14 protein-coding genes are annotated in these 15275 nt (G+C 74.4%); 7 read left to right on the plus strand and 7 right to left on the minus strand.

All coding sequences use genetic code 11. The features are described from left to right. Positions 1–31 precede the first annotated feature (31 nt). From BMX74_RS08190 to BMX74_RS08215, 6 genes are all read right to left on the minus strand, one after another. On the minus strand, positions 32–919 hold the full coding sequence (locus BMX74_RS08190; protein ID WP_063792226.1) for a S1 family peptidase: 888 nt from the start codon (positions 917–919) through the stop codon (positions 32–34). A gap of 105 nt (positions 920–1024) precedes the next feature. Further along, positions 1025–1522, minus strand: a complete 498-nt coding sequence (gene mug / locus BMX74_RS08195; RefSeq protein WP_055505959.1) for a G/U mismatch-specific DNA glycosylase — start codon at positions 1520–1522, stop codon at positions 1025–1027. Positions 1523–1532: 10 nt separating this feature from the next. After that, positions 1533–2933 carry a sugar porter family MFS transporter gene (locus BMX74_RS08200; protein WP_055505960.1) on the minus strand — a complete coding sequence of 467 codons (1401 nt, stop codon included), beginning with the start codon at positions 2931–2933 and terminating at the stop codon, positions 1533–1535. An 82-nt stretch (positions 2934–3015) separates the two neighbouring features. Further along, positions 3016–5544 (minus strand): polynucleotide kinase-phosphatase, encoded by a 2529-nt coding sequence (locus BMX74_RS08205; RefSeq protein ID WP_091099348.1) that lies wholly within the window; start codon positions 5542–5544, stop codon positions 3016–3018. Further along, positions 5483–6973 (minus strand): 3' terminal RNA ribose 2'-O-methyltransferase Hen1, encoded by a 1491-nt coding sequence (locus tag BMX74_RS08210; RefSeq protein WP_091099350.1) that lies wholly within the window; start codon positions 6971–6973, stop codon positions 5483–5485. Before BMX74_RS08210 ends, BMX74_RS08205 begins: the two co-directional genes overlap by 62 nt. An 87-nt stretch (positions 6974–7060) precedes the next feature. After that, complete coding sequence (locus tag BMX74_RS08215; protein ID WP_055505963.1) at positions 7061–7975, minus strand: LLM class F420-dependent oxidoreductase; 915 nt, start codon at positions 7973–7975, stop codon at positions 7061–7063. Positions 7976–8081: 106 nt separating this feature from the next. Here BMX74_RS08215 and BMX74_RS08220 point away from each other — a divergent pair, with 106 nt between their 5' ends. From BMX74_RS08220 to BMX74_RS08240, 5 genes are all read left to right on the plus strand, one after another. Beyond that, entirely contained in the window at positions 8082–9209 is a 1128-nt protein-coding gene (locus BMX74_RS08220) for a glycoside hydrolase family 18 protein (RefSeq protein WP_091099353.1), read from the plus strand. Positions 9210–9275: 66 nt separating this feature from the next. After that, complete coding sequence (locus BMX74_RS08225; protein WP_143078588.1) at positions 9276–10517, plus strand: sensor histidine kinase; 1242 nt, start codon at positions 9276–9278, stop codon at positions 10515–10517. Continuing rightward, positions 10514–11653 carry a sensor histidine kinase gene (locus BMX74_RS08230; RefSeq protein WP_091099358.1) on the plus strand — a complete coding sequence of 380 codons (1140 nt, stop codon included), beginning with the start codon at positions 10514–10516 and terminating at the stop codon, positions 11651–11653. The genes BMX74_RS08225 and BMX74_RS08230 overlap by 4 nt, the downstream gene beginning before the upstream one ends. Then, the gene (locus BMX74_RS08235; protein WP_055505967.1) at positions 11650–12258 is read left to right on the plus strand and encodes a response regulator transcription factor; all 609 of its coding nucleotides are present in this window, start codon (positions 11650–11652) and stop codon (positions 12256–12258) included. The genes BMX74_RS08230 and BMX74_RS08235 overlap by 4 nt, the downstream gene beginning before the upstream one ends. A 103-nt stretch (positions 12259–12361) precedes the next feature. Further along, positions 12362–12739: an STAS domain-containing protein gene (locus BMX74_RS08240; RefSeq protein WP_082535310.1), complete on the plus strand. Its 378-nt coding sequence runs from the start codon at positions 12362–12364 to the stop codon at positions 12737–12739. A gap of 147 nt (positions 12740–12886) precedes the next feature. On the opposite strand, the gene BMX74_RS08245 is transcribed toward BMX74_RS08240, so the two are convergent. After that, a complete protein-coding gene (locus BMX74_RS08245; protein WP_055505969.1) occupies positions 12887–14074 on the minus strand; it encodes a hypothetical protein in 1188 nt (395 codons plus the stop codon). Between the two features lie 65 nt (positions 14075–14139). Here BMX74_RS08245 and BMX74_RS08250 point away from each other — a divergent pair, with 65 nt between their 5' ends. Further along, complete coding sequence (locus BMX74_RS08250) at positions 14140–14856, plus strand: TetR/AcrR family transcriptional regulator (protein ID WP_055505970.1); 717 nt, start codon at positions 14140–14142, stop codon at positions 14854–14856. 64 nt (positions 14857–14920) lie between these two features. Continuing rightward, positions 14921–15274: an STAS domain-containing protein gene (locus BMX74_RS08255; protein ID WP_055505971.1), complete on the plus strand. Its 354-nt coding sequence runs from the start codon at positions 14921–14923 to the stop codon at positions 15272–15274. The last annotated feature ends 1 nt before the right edge of the window (position 15275 follow it).

Consider the following 15275-nt stretch of genomic DNA (forward strand, 5'->3'; position numbering starts at 1 on the left):
GCGGCATGCGCCGCGGCGAGCGGACGCGGTCTCAGGAGGCGGCGTGCGCCTGCGCGGCGATCGTCGTGAGGATCCAGGACCGGTAGTGGGTGACGTCGGTCCAGATGCCGACGCCCGGCCCGCCGTCGGGCCCGGTGGCGCACCCGGCGCGTCCGTCGGTGGACTCGCCGACGTCGTCGCCGTCGCGGGAGGTGGCGCCGACGAGCTCCCACCGGCCCGCGACCTTGCGGATCTGCGGGCCGCCCGAGTCGCCGTTGCAGGCGCTGGCCGCGCGTCCTTCGCGGTCGGCGGTGCACAGCTCGCTGCCGTCGGCGAGGTAGGAGCACCGGTTGTCGGCGACGCGCACGGTGTCGAGCTCCTGCAGCAGGTCGGGGCCCGCGCAGGCGGGGTCGTCACGGTCGTCGCAGGTCATGCCCCACCCGAGGACGCGGGTCTGGTCGCCCACCCGCACCGGCTGCGCGCCGACGGCGATGGGCTGGGCCTGCACCGGCCGGTCGAGCTGCACGAGCGCGAGGTCGCCCGACTCCTGGCCGGACTCGGTCCAGCGGGGATGGGTGATGACCTGCTTGACGCTGGTGAGCTCCCCGCCCCGGCTGCGGTCGGGGGAGCCGATGCGCACCTGCGTCTTGCCGGGCTTCATCAGCCCTTCGCAGTGGGCGGCCGTGACCACCCAGTCGGGGGCGACGAGCGCGCCGCCGCAGTGGTGCTGGGGCATCGACTTGAGCTGGAACGACGCCATGAACGAGTAGGTCTCGGAGGCCGAGCGCCCGCCGATGATGGCGGGGCGTCCCCCGGTGGCGGCCTGCACGACGGCGCGCGCCTCGGCGGGGGCGGCGGAGGTGGAGGCGGCGGCCACGGGGGCGGTGCCTGCCAGGGTCAGACCGGCGGACACGAGGGCGGCGAGGGCGGTGGTGAACACCCGTCTCCTTCCAGTAAAAGGGGAGCTCCTGGAACGGTCCAGAGGCGGCTGCGTACCCGACAGGCTACCCGCTCGTTTCCGTGTCATGACCCGTCGTGACCGGTGTCACCCCAGGTGGGAGCGGAGGCGGGCGAGTTCGGAGGCGATGGCGTCGAGGCTCCAGCGGGCGTTCAGGCCGCTGGGATTCGGCAGGACCCAGACGGGGGTTCCGGCCAGGTCGTGCTCCTGGGGGCCCACCGTGGCCTTCGGCCGGGCGAAGGCCACGCGGTAGGCCGAGACCCCGAGCACGGCGAGGATCCTCGGCCGCGCCTCGGCGGCCAGGACGGCCAGCCGCTCACCACCCGCGACCAGTTCGTCCCTGGTCAGCTCGGACGCCTTGGCGCTCGGGCGGGCCACGATGTTGGTGATGCCCAGCCCGTACGAGGGGAGCAGGTGCTGCTCGGACGGCGCGAGCCGGCGCGGCGTGAAGCCGGACAGGTGGAGCGCGGGCCAGAAGCGGTTGCCCGGCCTGGCGAAGTGGTGGCCGGTGGCCGCGGACGTCATCCCGGGGTTGATGCCGCAGAACAGGACGTCGAGCGAGGGTCCGAGCACGTCGTCGAGCACGTGCCGGAGACTAGCCCATCTCTTCCAGTCTGCGGCCCTTGGTCTCCTTCACCCTGCGCGTGACGAAGAGGAACGACAGCAGGGCGAAGCAGGCGTACCCGGCGTAGGTGAGCGTCAGGTTCCACTCGGCGAGCGCGGGGAACGACACGGTGATCGCCCAGTTGGCGATCCACTGGGCGGCGGCGGCGACGCCCAGCGCGGCGGCGCGGATCCGGTTGGGGAACATCTCGCCCAGCAGGACCCAGACGACCACGCCCCACGACAGGGCGAAGAACAGCACGAACAGGTTGGCCGCGACCAGCGCGATCGGCCCCTCCGGCGGCGGCAGGGTGACCACGCCGCCCACCTTCCTTGACGCGCTGAACGCCCACGCCGCCGTGCCGAGCGACACGGCCATGCCGGCGGAGCCGATGAGCAGCAGGGGCCTGCGCCCGATCCGGTCCACCAGGGCGATGGCGACGAACGTGCCGATGATGTTGATCACCGAGCTGGAGAAGCTGATGAGCAGCGAGTTGCTCTGCGTGATGCCGACCGACTGCCACAGCACGGTCGAGTAGTAGAAGATCACGTTGATGCCGACGAACTGCTGGAACACCGACAGGATGATCCCGACCCAGACGATCGGCAGCAGCCCCAGCGCGGGCCCGCGCAGCTCTCCCAGCCCCGGCACCCGCTCCGTCCTGAGCACGTGCTGGATCTCCGCGATGCGGTCGTCGAGGTCGACCTCGCCGCCCTCGACCTCGGCCAGCACCTCGCGGGCCCGCTCGGTGCGGCCGCGCATGACGAGGTAGCGGGGCGACTCGGGGATGTTCAGCGCGAACAGCAGGTAGAGCAGCGCCGGCACGGCGCACGCGCCCAGCATCCACTGCCACGCCTGCAGCGCGCCCAGCGGGCTGTTCACGCTGCCGCCCGCGAAGCTCGCCACCACGAAGTTGACGAGCTGCGACACCGCGATGCCGAGCACGATGGCGAGCTGCTGGAACGACCCGAGCCTGCCCCGGTAGGCCGCCGGGGCCACCTCCGCGATGTACGCGGGGCCCAGCACCGACGCCATGCCGATGGCGAAGCCCGCGATCACGCGCCAGGCCGCCAGGTCCCAGATCGCGAACGGCAGCATCTGCCCGATCGAGCTCACCGCGAACAGCAGCGCCGCGAACTGCATCGACCGCGTACGCCCCCACCGGTCGGCAAGCCCGCCTCCCACCCACGCGCCCACGGCCGAGCCGAGCAGCGCGATGGCCACCACGAACCCGGTCTCCACCGCCCCCACCTGGAAGTAGCGCTGGATGCCCACGACGGCGCCGTTGATGACGGAGCTGTCGTACCCGAACAGGAACCCGCCGATGGCGGCCGCGGCGGTGATGAAGACGACGTGGCCCAGGTGCTCGTGGCGTGCTGCGTGACTAGCCATGTCGGTCCCTTCCCCGGGAGGAGGGACCTATCCGTGGCCCGGCGCGCCGCCTACCGCGTCCCCGGGCCGGGCGGGGAACCGGTCACAGCCGCGGATCTACCGGCTCGGACTCCAGGGCGAGCACGGCGAACACCGGCTCGTGCACCCGCCAGCCCGGCTCGCCGCCGGCCAGCCGCGCCAGCGCCTCCAGCCCGAGCGCGTACTCGCGCAGCGCGAGCGAGCGCTTCTTGCCCAGGAAGCGCCTGCGCAGCACGTCCAGAGACTCGGTGTAGTCGGGGCCGTAGATGATGCGCAGGTACTCCCTGCCGCGTACCTTCACCCCCGGCTGCACCCGGCCCGGCGTGTACGCCGCCGGCTTGACGACCATGCCCTCGCCTCCGGAGGCGGTCAGCGCCTCCCACCAGGCGACCGCCCCGTCGCGGGAGTCCGGCGACTCGAGGTCGACGAACAGGTGCCGGGTCCGGGTGATCAGGGGCGAGTCGAGCAGCGCCAGCGTGGACAGGTGCCAGGCGTGCGGCTCCAGCGCCGTGGCCCGGCCCTCGCAGGCCAGGATCTGGAACGGCGCGACCCGGACGCCGTCGAGGCCGTCGAGGCCGCCGACGGGCCAGCAGTAGCGGGCGTAGGCGTCGCGGAACAGCCGCGCGTTCGCCTCGCGCCGGCGCGTCCTGTCCAGGAGGGCGGCCACGTCCAGGCCGCGTCCCGCCGCCGCCTCCAGGGCCGCGACGGCTTCGGGCAGCGCCGCGCGGGCCGCCGCGCCGACGGAGGCGTACTGGCTCCTGATCAGCCCCTCCGCCTTGGCCGACCAGGGCAGCAGCTCGCAGTCGAGCACCACCCAGTCGGAGCCGAGCGCCTCCCACAGCGGTTCGCACGCGGCGCGCAGCCGCTCCACCAGCGGCGCCGTGTCGGCGAAGAACGGCCGCCCGGTGCGGGTGTAGACGGCTCCTGCGGCGCCGTCGGTCACGCCGAAGCGGGCCGCGGCGGCCTCGGGCGTCCTGGCGAGCACGGCGACGGCGCGCGAGCCCATGTGCTTCTCCTCGCACACGACCTCGCGCACCCCGGCCGCGGCGAACTCCTCGAACGCCTCGTGCGGGTGCTCCAGGTAGCCGTCCAGGGTGGACGTCCGCGGCGGCGCCATGGTCGGCGGCAGGTAGACCAGCCAGCGCGGATCGACCGCGAACCGGCTCATCACCTCCAGCGCGGCGGCGGCGTTCTCCTCGGCGATCTTGAAACGGCCGCCGTACCTGGTCTCGACGTGCCGGGTCCCGGCGACGTCGCCGATGTCGAGCACGGTCGCGCCGCGCGCCGCCGCGTCGCGGGCCGGCCCGCCGAGCGGCTTGACCGGCTCGTACCAGGTCTTCTCCGCTCGCACCTGGACGATCTCCCGCTCGGGGTAGCGCAGCGCCGTCAGGTGGCCGCCGAACACGCAGCCGGTGTCGAGGCAGATCGTGTTGTTGACCCAGACGGGGGTGTCCGTGGGCGTGTGGCCGTAGACGACCGTCGCCCGGCCGCGGTACTCCTCGGCCCACGGCAGGCGCACCGGCAGGCCGTACTCGTCGGTCTCGCCCGTGGTGTCGCCGTACAGGGCGAACGAGCGCACCCGGCCGGAGGCCCGCCCGTGGTACGGCTCCTTCAGCCCGGCGTGCGCGACGACCAGCCTGCCGCCGTCGAGCTGGTAGTGGCTGATCAGGCCGTCCATGAAGGCCCTGGCCCGCGCCACGAACTCCGGCGGCTCGGCCGCGAGCTGGTCGAGCGACTCCTGCAGACCGTGCGCGACCCTGACCTTGCGCCCGTCGAGGGCGCGGGACAGCTTCACCTCGTGGTTGCCGGCCACGCACAACGCAGTGCCCGCCTCCACCATGTCCATGACCAGCCGGAGCACGCCCGGGGTGTCGGGCCCGCGGTCCACCAGGTCGCCCACGAACACGGCGGTGCGGCCCTCGGGGTGGCTCAGGCCGCGCCAGCCCAGCTTGCGCAGCAGCGCCTCCAGCTCCGACCGGCAGCCGTGCACGTCGCCGATGATGTCGAACGGGCCCGTCAGCTCCCGCCTGTCGGTCCACGCCTTCTCGTACGCGACCCCGGCGGCCTCGATCTCCTCGACGCCGCGCAGGACGTGCACCCGCCTGAACCCCTCCTTGGCGATGCGGCCCAGGGAGCGGCGCAGGTCCTTGCGCTGCCTGATGACGACGCCAGGGCCGAAGTCGCGGTCGGGGCGGTCGGCGTTGCGGGCGATCGCCACCTCCTCGGGAACGTCGAGCACGACGGCGTCGACCAGGACGTCGTGGCTCCTCGCCAGCTCGACCAGGCTCTTCCTGGCCTGGTACTGCACGTTCGTGGCGTCGACCACGGTGAGCAGGCCCCTGGACAGGCGCACGCCCACGATGTGGTGCAGCAGGTCGAACGCGGCGGGCGTGGCCGCCTGGTCGTTCTCGTCGTCGGAGACGAGGCCCCTGCAGAAGTCGGACGAGACGACCTGCGTCGGCTTGAAGTGCCTGGCGGCGAACGTGGACTTGCCGCTGCCCGACACGCCGACGAGCACGACGAGGGAGAGCTCAGGAACGCTGATCACGGGTGAACACTCCCATCTGGGTGGGCGGGCCGACCTCGGGGTCATCGTCGCCCACGGGGCGGAACGCGACCTCGTAGCCGTGCTCGGCGGCCACGCGGGCGGCCCAGGCGGCGAACTCGGCGCGGGTCCACTCGAAGCGGTGGTCGGGGTGGCGCAGCCCGGTGAGGAACGGGTAGCGGACGTTGTACTCGACGTTCGGGGTGGTCACGACGACGTGCGCGGGCCGGGCGTGGCCGAACACGACGTGCTCGAGCGCGGCCAGGCGCGGCGGGTCGACGTGCTCGACCACCTCCATCAGCACCGCCGCGTCGTAGCCGCGCAGGCGCTTGTCGGTGTAGGTGAGCGATCCCTGGAACAGGGTGAGCCTGGCCCTGACGGCGTCGGGCATCCGGTCGAGGCGCAGCCTGCGCGCGGCGATGGTGAGCGCCATGGACGACACGTCCATCCCGGCCACGCGGGCGAAACGGGGCCTCGCCAGCAGCGCGGCGAGGAGCTCGCCCTGCCCGCAGCCGAGGTCGGCGACGGAGACGGCGCCGAGCTCCTCCAGCACGCCGAGCACGGCCTCGCGCCGCAGCACGCTGAGCGACCGCGGCTTCCTCTCCTGGCCGGGCTCGCCCTCGGCGGGTGCCCCGGCCGCGCCCTCGGCCGCGGTCCCGGCGGCGGCTGCCTCGTCGGCGGCCGTCTCCTCCGGGGACGCCTCCTCCGCGACCGGCGGCTCCAGTTCCTCCTCGGTCTCGTCGCCCAGCTCGGCCAGCCTGGCCAGCGCCGTACGGGCCAGCGACCAGCGCCGCCCCAGGTACCTGCGGGTGATCAGGCCGCGCTCGGGGTGGCCGCCCAGCCAGCCCTCCCCCGCTCTGACCAGCTTGTCCACCTCGTCGGGCGCGATCCAGTAGTGCTTGCCGTCGTCCAGCACGGGCAGCAGCACGTACAGGTGGTTGAGGGCGTCGGACAGGCGGAGCGTGCCGGTGAGCACGAGCCGGACGTAACGCGACTCGCCCCAGGCGGGAAAGCCCTCGTCGAGCGGCACGGACTCCGCCGACACCTGCCAGCCGAGCGGCGCGAACAGCCGCTCGGCCAGCTCGGGGCCGCCCCTGCAGGGCAGCGCGGGCAGGCGGATCTCCAGCGGCAGCGGCGTGCCCGGCAGCTCCGGCCTGGCCGCGCACCGGCCGGCGCGGGCCGTGCGGAACACGTCCGCGAGCGCCACCGCGAGCAGCGACGACGCCGCGTAGGGACGGTCGTTGACGTACTGCGAGAGGCTGAAGTCGGGCGAGTTCCTGCCGCGCGACCTGACCAGCGCGACCGGGTCGACCTCCAGCAGGAGCGCCGCCGTGCAGCGGTCCTCACCGGCCTCCGGGTAGAACACCGTGGCCGTGCCGTACGACCCGCCGAACTCCTGCACGCGCTCGGGGTGCTTGTGCAGGAGGAACCCGAGGTCGGTCGCCGGCCTGGAGGTCGTGGTGATCGTCAGCAGCACGTCACAAGTCTGCCCGAGACCGGACGAACGCCGCCAAGGAATTACCTAGGCGGCCGATCAACCTCTGCGGAATGGCCCGGCGGCCGGTCAGACGTGCGGCAGCACCTCGGCGGCGATCAGCTCCAGGTGCTCGGTGTCGGCCAGGTCGAGGATCTGGAGGTAGATCCGCTCGGCCCCCAGCTCGCCGAACGCTCCGATCTTCTCCACCACCTCGGCCGGGGTGCCGCACAGGCCGCCCTCGCGCAGCCTGGCCGGGTCCTCGCCGATGGCCTCGGCCCGCCGCCGCACCTCGGCCTCGTCGCGGCCCACCACCGTCGTCTGCGCCGCCGACAGGACCACGGAGCGCCCTGCCTCCTCGGTCGCCGCCCGCACCCGGTCGTAGGCGGCGCCCGTCTCCTCGACGGTCCTGAACGGCACGTTGTACTCGTCCGCGTACGCCGCGACCAGGCGGGGCGTGCGCCTGGCGCCGATGCCGCCGATGATCAGCGGCGGGCGGGGCCGCTGCGCCGGCTTGGGCAGCGCGGGCGAGTCGACGAGCCGGTAGTAGCTGCCCTCGAAGTTGTAGGTCTTCTCCGCGGTCCACAGGCCGGTGACGATCTCGAGCTGCTCCTCGAACCGGTGGAACCGCTCCCCGACGGGCGGGAACGGGATGCCGTAGGCGGCGTGCTCGGTGTCGAACCAGCCCGTGCCGAAGCCCAGTTCCACGCGGCCGCCGCTCATCTGGTCCACCTGGGCGACGCTGATCGCCAGCGGGCCGGGCAGGCGGAACGTCGCGGGGCTCACCAGGGTGCCCAGCCTGATCGTCGAGGTCTCCCTGGCCAGGCCGGCGAGCGTGATCCAGGCGTCGGTCGAGCCGGGGCCGGGGTCGCCGGGGCCGATGCGCTGGTAGTGGTCGGACCGGAAGAACGCGTCGAACCCGAGGCGCTCCGCGGCCCGGGCGACGGCGAGCAGGTCGTCGTAGGTGGCGCCCTGCTGGGGTTCGGTGAAGATCCGCAGCTTCATGACGCCATTATCCGCACAGACAGGACGGCATCAGGAAAAGCCCGGTGCGTGCCGGAAGAGCTTGCTACCGTTCACCATCTGTAGCTGGCACGGCACGGAGTGGCATATGTCGGCATCGCGGCACGGGAGGGAGCCGGGGACGCTCCCACGGCCCCTCGCGGCGCTGGGCGCGCTCGCGCTCGTCTGCGCCACCGGTCTGGCCATGCGTGTGCTCCCCGCCGGCACGACGCCCGAGCCCGTCCCCGCGGCGGGGCCGGGTCCCGGCGCGGGGGCCGCGGAGCGCGCGGTGGAGCAGGTGGCGGCGGGGAACCGGCCCTCGGCGTTCCTCGGGTTCGCCGACACGGCCGTGGGCCAGGGCTTCGACCTGCCCGCCGAGGTGCGCTGGTACGCGTTCGGCCATCTCGTCGCCGGCGGCGACGGGTGCGTCGCCCGGTGGGCGGGGCCCCGGCCCGCGAACCTGGCCGGCGCGCTCGCCCGGCTCCGGGCGCGCGGCGGCGACGCGGGGCCGGTGTTCGGCGGGCCTGGCGGGCGCGAACTGGCGTCCGCCTGCACCCGGCCCGGGGCGCTCGCCGCCGCCTACCGGTCGGCGGTGCGCGCTTATGGGGCGTCGTACGTGGGGTTCGACGTGCGCGACGCGTCCGACCCGGGCGCGGTGGCGCGCCGCGCGCGGGCCCTCGCGGCGCTGCAGCGGGAGGGACCTCTCGGGGTGACGTTCAGCCTGCGCCTGTCCACGAGCGCGCCGGGCACAGGCGCGACGGACGCAGGCGGGCCAGGCACAGGGGCGACGGACGCAGGCGGGCCAGGCGCAGGCGGGCCGGGCGGCGGGCGAGCCGGCACGGGCGGGCCGGTCAGGGCCGGGTTGGCCGCCGCCGATCTCGCGATGCTGCGCCTCACCCGCCGCGAGGGCGCGGAGGTGGCCACGGTGGACCTGCTGGCCGAGCTGGAACCCCGGAGCGCCCCGCCCGGACGGCTGCGCCGCCTCGCGGAGGCCGTGCGCGCCGCCGCCGGCCGGCTCGACCGCCAGGGCGACGCGGGCCCGGACGAGAACGACGGCGCGCGCGGAGAGTCCTGGCCGGGCGTCGCGCTCACGGTCGTGCTGCGCGACGGCGGCGACCTGAACGAGGCCGAGGCCCGCAAGCTGGCCGCCTACGCCGTACGCCACGGCCTCGCCTGGCTGTCGGTACGCGGCGCCGCGCCCGCCCCCGGAGTCGTCCGCGCCCTCGCGCGACGCTGACCCGCGAGGCTGACCCGGCTAATAGGATTCCGGGGTAAGACGCGGCGTTCGTCAGGGGGAAGACCAGTGGGGACCCGTCCGGAGACGGCACGGAAGGTGTTGCTGTACTGGATGGACGTCTCGGTCGCCCTCGTCTCCGTCATGTACCTGACCCTCATCGTCGCCCACGCCGCGTCCGGCCGGATGCCGGTGCCGAAGGCCGTGGCGGCGGCCGTGTTCCTGGTGGCGTTCTCCGCCATGTTCCCGTTCGTGCACAGGGAGGCGTACGACACGCGGCCCCGCCCCAGCGTGAGGCTCGCCGTGTCCGGGCTGTTCGCGGCGGGGACCCTGGCGCTGTTACCGGCCGACCCGATCACCTCCACCCCGGGGTGGGAGACGATCGCGGTGCTGTGGGTGTCGCTGGCCGCCCTCTACCTCTCCCCGGCGGCCACCGCCGGGCTGGCCGCCGCCGTGGTCGTGCTGTCCAGCGCGTACGTCCACCTGGTCACCGGCAAGCCGTGGCCGGGCGTGCTGCTGTCGCAGGCGTTCAGCGCCGCCCTGATGGTCGTCTTCATGCGGCTGTGGCGCTGGCTGTGGTGGACGATCAGGGAGGCGCACGACAGCCAGGAGGCCAAGGCGCGGCTCGCCGTGGCGGAGGAGCGGCTGCGCTTCGCCCGTGACCTGCACGACCTGCTCGGCCACAGCCTGGCGGTCATCTCGCTGAAGAGCGAGCTGGCCGCGAAGCTGTCGGCGAAGGACGGCGGCCGTGCGGCGGCTGAGATGGCCGAGGTGCGCCGCCTGGCCGGGGAGTCGCTCACCGAGGTGAGCCTGGCCGTCGACGGCTACCGCACGCTCGACCTGGACGAGGAGCTCGCCAGGGTGCGCGCCGCCCTGGAGGCCGCCGGAGCCCGGTGCGAGATCGACGCCAGGGTCGACGACCTGCCGCCCGCCGCGCGCACGCTGCTCGCCTGGGCCGTACGCGAGGGGGCGACGAACGTGCTCAAGCACAGCAGGGCGCGCCGCTGCACGATCACGATCAGCGGCGGGGTGCTGGAGATCCGCAACGACGGCGTGACGGAGCCCGCCGACCGCACCGAGCCCGCGACGGAGCCCGCCGGACGCGCACAGGCCATGGAAACCGCCCGGCCCACCGAGCACAGCGAAGCCCTGGGACCCGCGCGGCCCGACGCCCCGGCGTCCGTGGAGCCGGCGAGGCCGGGCAGCGGACTGCGCGGGCTGGCCGAGCGGATGACCACCGCCGGCGGCTCCTTCTCCGCCGCGCAGGAACCCGGCGGCGAGTTCCTGCTGCGGGCGGCGGTGCGCAGATGAAGGCCCGCGTGAAGGCCGGCGTGAAGGCCGGCGTGAGGAGGACCGGGCGCAAGGCCACCCGGCTGGACAAGGTCCGCTGGTTGATCGTCTACTCCAGCGACATCATCATCCTGCTGGCCGGTTTCGGCTTCCTCGACCTCTACCTGCGCCGGCAGGCCGGGTACCCGGCGGTCCTGGCCGGAGGGGCGGCGGTGGCGCTGGCGGTGTTCATGGCGCTGTCGACGCGCCCGTTCAGGATCGCCGTCAGAGGCGGGCCGAGGCCCACGGCGATCCTCACGGTGACCGGGGTCATCACGCTGGGGCTGGCCGTGCTGTTCGTCGTGTGGACGATCCCGGTGTGGCTGGGCTCGCTCACGCCGTTCGTCCGCAGGCGTACCGCGCTGCTGCTGTCCGCCGGCGCGCTGGCCGCCGTGACGGCCTACGCCGCGTCCCTCCAGACCGCGCAGGTGCTGCCGCTGCTCCTCGTGCTGGGCCTGCTCACCGCGCTGTGCGTGCTGGGCAAGATCGCCAACCTGTGGTTGTGGCGGGTCGCGAGGGAGGCGCACGAGGGGCAGGAGGCGCGCTCCAGGCTGGCGGTCTCGGAGGAGCGGCTGCGTTTCGCCCGCGACCTCAACGACCTGCTGGGGCAGAGCCTCGCCGGCATCTCCGACGGCGCGGCCGCCGCCGAGCGCGTCCTGCCCTCCGACCCGCAGGAGGCCGCGCGGGTCATGTTCGAGGTGCGCGACCAGGCCAGGCGGTCGCTGCGCGAGGTGCGCGCGACCGTCCAGAACTACCGGGCTCTGAACCTGGACGAGGTCCTCGCCAGCGTGCGGGCGGTGCTGGAGGCGGCCGACGTGCGCTGCTCCGTGCGTGCGGAGACCTCCTCGCTCACGCCGGAGTCCCGCACGCTCCTCGCCGCCGCGGTGCGCGAGGGCGCGACGAACGTGCTCAAGCACAGCAAGGCCGAGCAGTGCACGATAACGATCGAGGATGGGGTGCTGGAGATGTGCAACGACGGGGTGAGCGCACCCGTGGGCGCGCCCGCGCCGAACGGGCTCGCCGGGTTGGAGCAGCGGCTGCGCGGCGCGGGCGGCACGCTGGAGTCGGGTCCCGCGCCCGGCGGCAGGTACCTGCTGAGGGCGGCGGTGCCGGCGTGAGCGCCGCGCTCACCCGGGTGCTGCTGGCCGACGACGAGCACCTGGTGCGCGGGGCGATCGCCGCCCTGCTCGACCTGGAGGAAGGCATCGAGGTCGTCGCTCAGGTGGGCAGGGGCGACGAGGTGCTGGCGGCGGTGGCCGAGCACCGTCCCGACGTCGCGGTGCTCGACATCGAGATGCCCGGCATGGACGGCCTGACCGCGGCCGAGCGCATCAGCTCCCAATGCAAGATCGTCATCCTGACCAGCCTCGGCCGTCCCGGTTACCTGCGCCGCGCCATGGCCGCCGGGGTGAGCGGCTTCCTCGGCAAGGACGCCTCCGCCGAGGAGCTGGCCATGGCGATCAGGAAGGTGCAGGCCGGCGGCCGGTACCTCGACGCGGAGCTCGCGGCGGCGGCCATGGCGGCCGGCGACAGCCCGCTGACCGAGCGGGAGCGCGACGCGCTGCGCCTGGCCGCCGACGGGGCGGCGGTCGCGCGCATCGCCGCCGAGCTCCACCTGACGGAGGGCACGGTGCGCAACTACCTGTCGAGCGCCATGACCAAGCTCAACGCCCAGAACCGCCTGGAGGCGATCCGCACGGCCCAGCGCATGGGCTGGCTCTGACCCCCGCCGAGCCCCGCCCGCTCGTCCGGCCGCGGCGGGCGGGGAGGGAAGCGGGCCGGGGCGAGGGGTATCCGGGAGGCGCACCGGTGTCTATGGTTCCCCTATGGGCGCTTCCCCGCCGCCAGCCCCCGCCCCGGGGCCGCTGGCGCTGACTCACCGGCGGCTTCCCGGCGTGATCGTGATCTGTGTGGGCGGCGAGATCGACTCCACCAACAGCCCCGAGCTCGGCACGTTCGTCGAGCAGGTCAGGCGGCCCGGCGAGCAGATCGTGTTCGACCTGGCCGAGGTGTCGTTCATCGACAGCTCGGGCCTGCACGTCCTGCTGGACTGCGCCCGGTACTGCCGGTCGCACGGCGGGGAGCTGCACCTGGCGGCGGCGAGGGGCGCGCCCGCCCGGCTGTTCCAGATCACCGGCGTCGCCTCCTACCTGCCCGTGCACGACACGGCGCAGCACGCCATCGCCGCCGCGCTGGCCGCCTGACCGACCAGCCTGGGCCGTGGCCGCGGTCGAGCCGGACGTCGCCGGGCTGCCGGCCCGGGGAGGCGCGGACCGGCCTGCGCCCCTGACCGCCCCTGACCGCCCCAGGCCCAGGCCCGGGTCCGGGCGGCCTGGACCCGGGCCTGGCGCTCACCCCGTCGTGGCCAGGTCGCCGGGGAGGAGCTGCTCGGTCAGGAGGCGGCGGACCCGCGCCGCCCGGTCCGGGGCGACGAGCCAGCCGTCCAGCAGCCGCCAGCCGTGGTAGTAGCCGAAGATGTACGGCGCCATGGCCGACGGGCGCAGCAGCGGCAGCGCGCGGGCCGCCTCGGCGTCGTCGTGGAGCCCCCATCGCCGCAGGTACGCGATCAGATCGCGGTCCGGCGCGCCCTCGTCGGCGAGCAGGGCGACGTTGCCCCACACGCCCCACAGCGCGTTCCTGGCGCGGTGGATCGCGGCGAGGTCGGCGTCGTGCGGCGTGATCCCCGTCTTGGGGAAGACGTGCCCGGCCAGCCACTCCCCCGCCTCGCCGCCGGGGAACGCGATCTCCTCGGCGTGCAGCCCGATCCCCTCGCTGACCAGGAACGACGGCGACAGCATGAACCTGACGAGCTGCTCCGTCCGCCCCTGCCCGACGGCGAGGTGCTCCTCCTTCAGCAGCGACTCGGCGATGTGGCCGGGGTGGCCCTCGTGGGCGACGACGTACAGCAGGTCGGCGAGGTTGAAGGGGAGGTCCCGGTTGACGTGGATGGTGGACGTCACGCCGCCCTCGTACGCGCCGGCCGCGTGGAACGGCACGCCGCTCACCAGCCGGCACCGCACGACCTCGTCCGGCGGCAGCGGGACGAACGCCGACGTGCGCGCCCTGGTCTCCGCCACGGCGAGCGCCACCAGGGGCGGCAGCCGCTCCACGTCGGGCAGGGTGTGCGCGCGCGCCCATGACGCCAGCCGCCCGGCGAGCGGGCCCGGCCCCGGGGGCAGCGCGGCGTCCAGCCGGTCGTGGGCCGACGCGAACGTCTCCTCGGGCACCCAGCCGACCTCGCAGGCGAGGCACTGCCGGGCGTACTCGGGGAGCGGCGCCCTGACGCCCGCGAGGCGCAGCGCGACCGCCCGCATCGCGCGGACGTGCGCGGCCAGGTAGGCGGTCGGCGCGGACTCCAGCAGCCGTGCCGCTTCGTCGGCCAGGCGGCCGGGGTCGGGCTCCGGCTCGGACTCCGCCTGCCGGCTCCACTCCACGGGCCCCCGGTAGATCACCGCGGTGCCGCCGGAGTAGCCGGTGACCAGGCGATTGATTCTCAAGGCCAGCAGGGCGTGGTCCCGCTGCCAGTCATGGTCTGCCATGGCGGTGAAGCTAGCTGTACGGTTTTCCGTACAGTGCACGGAAACCGGTGTGAGGGGGTCCGGTCATGGAGCGGCGGCGTCCCATCTGGCTGCGCGAGGAGGAGCCCGCCCGCAGGCCGCGCCTGTCGAGGGAACGCATCGTGGCGGCGGCCGTCGAACTGCTGGACGCCGAGGGCGTCGAGGGCTTCTCCATGCGGGCGCTCGCCGCCCGCCTGCGCGCGGGCACGATGTCGCTCTACGAGTACGTCACCGGCAAGGAGGACGTCCTCGACCTGGCGCTCGACGCCGCCATCGGGGAGATCGAGCTGGACGGCGACGACGCCGGGGGCGACCCGCGGGAGGGCTGGCGCGAGGACCTGGTCCTGCAGCTCTCCCGGGGCCGCCGCGTCATGCTGCGCCACCCCTGGATGCCGGCGCTGGCCGCCACCCGCCCCCTGCTGGGCCCGAACGCGCTGGCCCGCTCCGAACGCGTCTACAGCGTGCTCGCCCGCGCCGGCCTGAGCGGGGCGGACCTCACCGCCGCCGTCGGCGCGCTGTCCTTCTACGTCAACGGGTACGTGGCGGCCGAGCACACCTGGTGGTCGCGCCTGCGCACCCGCGACGCGGACGCCGAGCTGCGGGACGAGGTCCGGCGGCACCTGGAGGACCGGCCGGAGCGCTACCCCACGCTCGCCGGCCGGCCCGTGGTGACCGACGGCGACTTCGACGCCCAGTTCGTCCTGGGCCTCTCCTTCGTCCTGGACGGCGTGGCCGCCCGGCTCCCCGGGCCGGGCCCCGCTTAGCCGGGGCCGCTCGCGGTAGAGGAAGGGGACGGCCCCCTACCCCGGACGGAGCGCACACCCCCGGATGACTCTCCTTTCGATCGCGATCCACCCGTTCCACGGCTTCTGCCTCGTCCGCCTGGCCGGCGACCTGGCGGGCGACACGCGGGAGCCATGGGCCAGGACGGTGGACGGCGACCTGCTCGGCTCGGGCCGCAGCAGGATCGTCGTCGACGCCGCCCGGCTGGGGTTCTGCGACCTCAGCGGGCTGCGCGCCCTCATGGCCAGCCAGCGCAGGGCGGAGGGCATGGGCGGCGCGCTGCGCCTGATCGGGGTGCAGGGGGCGCTGGCCAGGCTGATCGTGGTCGCGCAGGTGGTGGACCAGTTCCCGCCGTACTCGGGGCTGGCGCACGCCTCCTCCTGGCCCCGGCCGCCCTGAC

This window comes from Nonomuraea pusilla, assembly GCF_900109355.1.
In the GTDB taxonomy this organism is placed as follows: domain Bacteria; phylum Actinomycetota; class Actinomycetes; order Streptosporangiales; family Streptosporangiaceae; genus Nonomuraea; species Nonomuraea pusilla.

Bases quoted from the DNA above. Each gene is read 5' to 3' on its own strand.
- BMX74_RS08230 (WP_091099358.1), top strand. From the start codon at position 10,514: ATGAAGGCCCGCGTGAAGGCCGGCGTGAAGGCCGGCGTGAGGAGGACC.
- BMX74_RS08200 (WP_055505960.1), bottom strand. From the start codon at position 2,933: ATGGCTAGTCACGCAGCACGCCACGAGCACCTGGGCCACGTCGTCTTC.
- BMX74_RS08255 (WP_055505971.1), top strand. From the start codon at position 14,921: ATGACTCTCCTTTCGATCGCGATCCACCCGTTCCACGGCTTCTGCCTC.
- BMX74_RS08215 (WP_055505963.1), bottom strand. From the start codon at position 7,975: ATGAAGCTGCGGATCTTCACCGAACCCCAGCAGGGCGCCACCTACGAC.
- BMX74_RS08220 (WP_091099353.1), top strand. From the start codon at position 8,082: ATGTCGGCATCGCGGCACGGGAGGGAGCCGGGGACGCTCCCACGGCCC.
- BMX74_RS08240 (WP_082535310.1), top strand. From the start codon at position 12,362: ATGGGCGCTTCCCCGCCGCCAGCCCCCGCCCCGGGGCCGCTGGCGCTG.
- BMX74_RS08250 (WP_055505970.1), top strand. From the start codon at position 14,140: ATGGAGCGGCGGCGTCCCATCTGGCTGCGCGAGGAGGAGCCCGCCCGC.
- BMX74_RS08205 (WP_091099348.1), bottom strand. From the start codon at position 5,544: ATGACCCCGAGGTCGGCCCGCCCACCCAGATGGGAGTGTTCACCCGTG.
- BMX74_RS08245 (WP_055505969.1), bottom strand. From the start codon at position 14,074: ATGGCAGACCATGACTGGCAGCGGGACCACGCCCTGCTGGCCTTGAGA.